Consider the following 5898-nt stretch of genomic DNA (forward strand, 5'->3'; position numbering starts at 1 on the left):
AGCTGTCGTGCACTGAAGTAATTCGTTTAGAGCCGTGGGCACCACGGCAGCGGTGAGAATATCTCCGTTTCGATGGCTTCCCGCGGAGCTCAGCGCTGAAGCGAGTCGCTGAAATCGAGAATAACGAATCTACCCTGCAGGCAGCCGGATTATCCGGGATCACACTCGTGCCAACGCCCGACCAACAGCACTAGTCAAGCAAGATCAATTTGACAAATCCAGCTACGAACGAAGCTATCTTCTTATTTTTCTCACTTAACGCCTATTCAAATGATCAAGCTCAGCCAGCAGTCGCCATTGCGCGATCGGTGCTGCAGTGGGACCCGTTGTGAGAACTTGGAGGCAGACGTGGTCCGCGCCAGCGTCGAGGTGGGCGCGCACCCGCGCACTAATATCGTCCAATGCTCTGGGGCCACCCCCCGCCACCAGCGCATCAACCACTCTATCGCTGGGGTGGCTCGTCACCTCACCAGGCTTGTAGCCGAGGGCTAGCATGTTTTTCCTCAATGACTCGCTGACAGCAAGGTACATAGCGACATGGGCGTGAGAAATATCTCTAGCAGCCTCGGTGTTTTGCTCCAGCACCACCGCTTGCTCTACAGCAAGCAACGCATCTGGACCAAGCTGTGCTCGCGCCTTCTCCGTATGCGCGACAGGCACGAGATAGGGCAGTGCGCCGTCGGTCTTTTTTCCGGCTAGCTCGACCATTCGTGGCCCGATCGCACCAAGTACACGGCACGTAGGACCGGTCGATATTGGATTTTGGAGGGGCGCTGCGTCCATAGAATCGAGATATTCGCTCATAGCCGAAACACCCTTACCCATCGAACGCGTGCGGGCGTCGAACGGCTGGCCGCCTAGACCAAGAACAAATCTACTGGGATAGGCCTCAGCCAGTGAGCGCTCGGCTGCGGCCATCGCGATTGGATGACGGAGATAAATATTCGCGATGCCAGTAGCAACTACAAGCCGCTCGGTTGCGCCGAGCAGAAGCGCTGCATGAGTAAGCGGGTTTCGACCAAACCGCTCGCCGATCCACAGGGCGCCAAACCCAAGCTCTTCTACCTCCGCCGCCAGTTCGCGCACCCGAGCGGCTGGCTCTGCATCCAAGTCCATGGTCCACAAGCCAACTCGACCGATTGTTGTGTCCATCAATACTCCCACTTCGCTAGACAGCCAACATCACTGGCAGCACCGGAATTTCGAACTGCTGACGATCAGACTAGGATCCCGCGCTTAAGCCGCGCCAATGTTGACGCTTGAGAGGTCGAATTTGTCAACAGAGTCGTCCCCGACTAGGATCGCATGATGCAGGCCCTGTAGGGATCTACAAGGTTCGATACCCAGCTCCCGGATCAGCGTGGAGCGCGCAGACTCATATAATGCCAACGCATCAACTCGTCGCCCTGACAAGTAAAGCGCAAGCATAAGTTGACGGTAGAAGGTTTCACGCAAAGGATGCTCAGCGATTAGCGAATAGAGCTCGCTAATCATCTGGCGATGAAGCCCCAGCCGCAGATGACTTTCGATTGCCAGCTCTGTCCACTCCAACCTTATCTCAGATAGCCACGTAGCGAAACGATTCGTTATCGGCCCGCAACTAAGGTCATCGAACGGAGTGCCTCGCCAAAGTCTAAGCCCCTTATTAAAACAGGAAACGGCCGAATCATGCGCTCCAGAGCGGGCGTGCCCTCGCCCTTCTTCGACCAACTGGAGAAACTCCGTCAGATCCAACTCGTCGTCACCTAGGCGGAATATGTAGCCGGACGGCCGGGTAATGATGGCACTGTTGGTCTCGCTGCGGCGATCAATAAACTTCCGCAATTGCGATATATAGACGTGGACTCCCGCAGTCGCTCGCCGCGGCGGGTTATCGTTCCATAATTCGGTTTTGAGCTGATCCACTCTTATTAGCTCTTCGGAACGTATGAGTAGCACCGATAGTAACAGCTCGATCTTCGGAGCGCTGATATAGGAGCTACCGGATGAGTCTACGACGCGAACCGGGCCCAGGATTTCGTATCTCACTATGACTCCCTCCCTATGGATTATCGGTTGGACAGTTCCGCCCATACCCGACGAGCGCGGCCGACACGCCCCTTGCAACCCCTTCAATATTGGCGTCGAGGAAGAAGTGGCCGCCTTCGAATGTACGCAAGTCAAACGCAGCAGATGTATGCCGCATCCAAGCAGCCGCCTCATCGAGGCTGCATTTCCGATCGGTGTTGCCGATCAACGCAGTGATAGGGCAGCTGAGTAGTTTACTGCCGGTGAAAACATAGTTTTCAATGGCGCGGTAATCGCTACGAGTGGCCGGGAGAATCATTGACAACAGATCCGCATCTGCAAGGAGTCGTTGATCAGTGCCGCCGTTCCGACGCAATTCTGCGACCAACCCAGAATCATCGAGGAGATGCACGCGTTCGTCTCGAATGGTCGAAGGGGCGCGTCGGCCAGAGGCGAACAAATGGACCGGTTCGCCTGCTCCTCCGCTTCCCAGCCGCAAAGCCAGCTCAAAACCGATAATTGCGCCCATGCTATGGCCGAATATCGCATACGGCCTGTCGATCCATTCGGCCATGGCAGAAGCGATCATTTCAGCAAGCACTGGAATACTCTCAACGCACCGCTCGTTGCGTCGATCCTGCCGACCCGGGTATTGGACAGCAAGCACTTCAATCCGTGGACCGAGCAGCTCCGAGAGTTTGAAGTACGCACTGGCAGAGCCCCCAGCGTGCGGGAGGCAGAACAAACGTACTTGGCTGAGCTCAGACGGATGCATACGCCGGATCCAGCTATTGCGTGGTGCGATCATCTTTCCCCCGGGTTCCCTATCCCCTGGCCGAGTACCGAGCGGTATCAGATGCCAGACGGTACCAATGAAGGTCAATCCTTAGCAATACTTGCGAACCACCTAGTGTTCTGCTACTAGAGCAAGCCATGGCGATCCGAGCCAGCTCGAATCGCTTTGCTGTACAGTCGAATTGGCGGTCCAGGTCAGGCGTCCACCCCCTACCACATCACCGACTGAGTCACGAATGTCCTTGCTACAACGCAGAAGTAGATACTGTGCAAGACAGCGCCACGGTCGCATCAGACACATAGCGCAACGAAAGTTGTTGCACGAGCGCTGAACTGGGCAGCTGTGACCATAGGCCCGACACACTTGACGACTGACCAACTGTCGCGTATAACCGAGATCAAGCGAAGGGAGGGGCCCGCGATGTCTGTGAATGCACAGGGCGCGCGAATTAATCACCCAACCATGAGTGAGCGGCTTATCGATTGGCGGGGGACAACGACAACACCAACCCGCTTAAGGGGCCTGCCTCCAGGACCACGCACGCCATTGCCTGTACAAACATTCCGCATATGGGGCGCGCGACAACACTTCCTTCCGGCGATGCAACGGCGTTATGGCGATGTATTTACCTTGCACGTCGCCCCAGTCGGACAGCTCGTGGTGGTCTGCGATCCGGATGAGATCAGGAAGATATTTCGTGGAAAACCCGAGGTCTTCCACACAGGAGGAGGAAATTCACTTCTACGTCCAATCGCCGGCCCTCGGTCGGTAGTTACACTGAACGGTCAGCCGCACCGAGCCGAACGCCGGCGAATGACGCCGCCGTTCCACGGCGAGCGAATCGCAGCAGTCCTATCCACAATGGAGGAGCTGACCGAACGGGAGCTGTCGCGATGGCCGATCGACCAGAGCTTCCCGCTGCTGGCGCGAACGCAACAGTTGAGTCTCGACATCATTGTTCGCGTCGTAATGGGCGTTGTCGACAGCGGCCGCGCGGAGGAACTTGGGAAAGCATTGCGCCGGTTCCTCGCAGTGAACCTCGTCGATATGCCGATGTGGCTTTGGCCCCGCCTGGCACGAGTATGGCCCTGGCGCAGGGTAGTTCGCGAAATGGATCACGCGGACTCGTTAATCTACTCCGAGATCGCTCATCGCCGGGGTGATCCCGAACGATCGCGAAGGTCGGACGTGCTCGCGATGCTACTCGATGATGACCCTGACGACGATCTGGTGCGTGACGAGCTTGTGACCTTGCTTGTGGCGGGACATGAGACGGCGGCAGTTGGACTGGCGTGGATGTTCGAACGACTCCTTCGTAGCCCAAACGCCTTGGCGAGGGTTAATGAGGGGCTTGACGATCCGCACGACCCCTATCGCGCCGCTGTCGTCAAGGAGGCGCTGCGAGTACGACCGGTTGTCTACAACGTTTCGCGTCGAATTACGGAACCACTCGAACTAGCTGGTTACCAGCTGCCCGCGGGGACCTTCCTTGCGCCGTCGATCGGAGCGTTGCACTCAGACACTCGAATCTGGGGTTCCGATGCCGGCGAGTTCCGACCTGAGCGTTGGCTTGAGGCCGATCCGCCGCAGCATGCCTGGATACCGTTCGGCGGCGGCGCCCGCCGTTGCGTCGGAGCACTCTTCGCGCAGACCGAGATGGAGACTGTATTGCGCACCGTGTTACGGCATGTCGAACTAGTTCCCGATCGATCTACTGACGAACTGCAGAAGATGCACAACATCACCGTCGTTCCGAACCGCGGCACCCGGGTAAGAGTAGTGAAACGTCTTACCTAATCGAGCGCACCCCCACGGATGCTGATCGCCTTCACTAGGAAAGACCTGATTTCAGCGGCCGTGATATCATATCAGTCTCGCTGGTTAACTGCGCTCCGATCACGTCAAACCCCGGAATGCACGCGGCGGCCTGGTTATGTTCGAACAGGTCGCATATCGCAGGTGGCCGCTACCGATTCGGTATCCGATAAATAATAGACCCTCCGCCGCAATATGAGTTGCCGTAGAAGGTGGCATCGGCGGCGTCTATGTCACCTTATTACCAAGGACGCGCAGACTAAACGCCTCGAAGGTGCAGGAGCCTAAGCGACTCACTCGTGGCGTCCCTGGGCAACGCAAAACAACCGCGCCGCATCTAGGCTGATCTCTCGACATTATCAGGTCCAGCCACAGGCGTCGTATGGCTGATACTCACAGTTGACCCCGGCACTTGCCGGGCGATCCCGGCCTTGAATCGCGCCTAAAGATGGACCGGCGCACATCCAGTGCAGTGACGAGCTGGGAAGCCCCATCCGCGAAACACCCTCATGGCAATACCCGCGATCAACCATGTTATCGGCAACTCGACCGGGTTTCCGCCGAAATACAGGGCTTCGCATGCAACTGCAGACACTGGCACGACACCAGTTGGCACCGCCAGCAGCACTACGTTCATCGTGCTGATCAGGTCTTACTGTGTCGCGGCCCGGGTCTTCGGCAGAGGCCTTGGCCATAGATTAGAGCGCCTTAAGGCCCTCACGCGAAGGTGATCCCACACGTTTGGACGCCGGTCTTTGCGAGGTACGCAGACTGGTGCTCGGATCGGCGCGACTGCTATGTGCAACGTTTGAACCTTTCTCAAGGGAGGGCAGCAATGACGATCGCCGGGACAAGTTGCTGGCGCGGGGCCAGCAATTTGATCGCATTGCGCAACATTGACTGCCAACTATTCGGATATTTGGATCTCGCACGGAAATTACAGTCAATCGGGTTCGAGACTACGCCCGGCCGCCACTCACACAAGGAGTAGATCTGGTGGCCATTCAATCCGGCACCGTGGCTAAATCGGCAATGGTTTCTCGTCAGCCCACTGTCGACCGATCGCATGATCCCCGCCAGGTCGCCCTAAACGAACATCGGACGGGCGTTCTGGACAAAATCGAGTGCACTCTAGAGACATCAACTCGCATCCGTTGCGACCATCGAAGCGAGGAGGCACGAAATGACCACTCCGACTGAGCAAATCGTCGAGGCATTGCGGGCGTCACTACTGGAGAACAAACGGTTGCGGGCACAGAACGAACATTTTGTTAATGCGA

5 protein-coding genes are annotated in these 5898 nt (G+C 57.2%); 2 read left to right on the plus strand and 3 right to left on the minus strand.

Features of this window, described 5'->3' with window-relative positions; all coding sequences use genetic code 11:
• Positions 1-255 precede the first annotated feature (255 nt).
• The 3 genes from NAM01S_RS34560 to NAM01S_RS34565 form a co-directional block, all read right to left on the minus strand.
• On the minus strand, positions 256-1152 hold the full coding sequence (locus NAM01S_RS34560) for a TIGR03620 family F420-dependent LLM class oxidoreductase (protein ID WP_084483501.1): 897 nt from the start codon (positions 1150-1152) through the stop codon (positions 256-258).
• 84 nt (positions 1153-1236) lie between these two features.
• Positions 1237-2073, minus strand: a complete 837-nt coding sequence (locus NAM01S_RS32465; protein ID WP_255284350.1) for an AfsR/SARP family transcriptional regulator — start codon at positions 2071-2073, stop codon at positions 1237-1239.
• The gene (locus tag NAM01S_RS34565) at positions 2042-2815 is read right to left on the minus strand and encodes a thioesterase II family protein (RefSeq protein WP_084483502.1); all 774 of its coding nucleotides are present in this window, start codon (positions 2813-2815) and stop codon (positions 2042-2044) included. The genes NAM01S_RS32465 and NAM01S_RS34565 overlap by 32 nt, the downstream gene beginning before the upstream one ends.
• 450 nt (positions 2816-3265) lie before the next feature.
• Between NAM01S_RS34565 and NAM01S_RS32470 the strand changes: the two genes are divergently transcribed.
• Positions 3266-4600, plus strand: coding sequence for a cytochrome P450 (locus NAM01S_RS32470; protein WP_169810937.1), 1335 nt, complete (start codon positions 3266-3268; stop codon positions 4598-4600).
• Positions 4601-5801: 1201 nt separating this feature from the next.
• The coding region (locus NAM01S_RS37460; protein ID WP_169810938.1) for a polyketide synthase docking domain-containing protein at positions 5802-5898 on the plus strand (97 nt) is incomplete at its 3' end.

The organism is Nocardia amikacinitolerans NBRC 108937, from assembly GCF_001612615.1.
Classification (GTDB): domain Bacteria; phylum Actinomycetota; class Actinomycetes; order Mycobacteriales; family Mycobacteriaceae; genus Nocardia; species Nocardia amikacinitolerans.

Bases quoted from the DNA above. Each gene is read 5' to 3' on its own strand.
- NAM01S_RS34565 (WP_084483502.1), bottom strand. From the start codon at position 2,815: ATGATCGCACCACGCAATAGCTGGATCCGGCGTATGCATCCGTCTGAG.
- NAM01S_RS32465 (WP_255284350.1), bottom strand. From the start codon at position 2,073: ATGGGCGGAACTGTCCAACCGATAATCCATAGGGAGGGAGTCATAGTG.
- NAM01S_RS32470 (WP_169810937.1), top strand. From the start codon at position 3,266: ATGAGTGAGCGGCTTATCGATTGGCGGGGGACAACGACAACACCAACC.
- NAM01S_RS34560 (WP_084483501.1), bottom strand. From the start codon at position 1,152: ATGGACACAACAATCGGTCGAGTTGGCTTGTGGACCATGGACTTGGAT.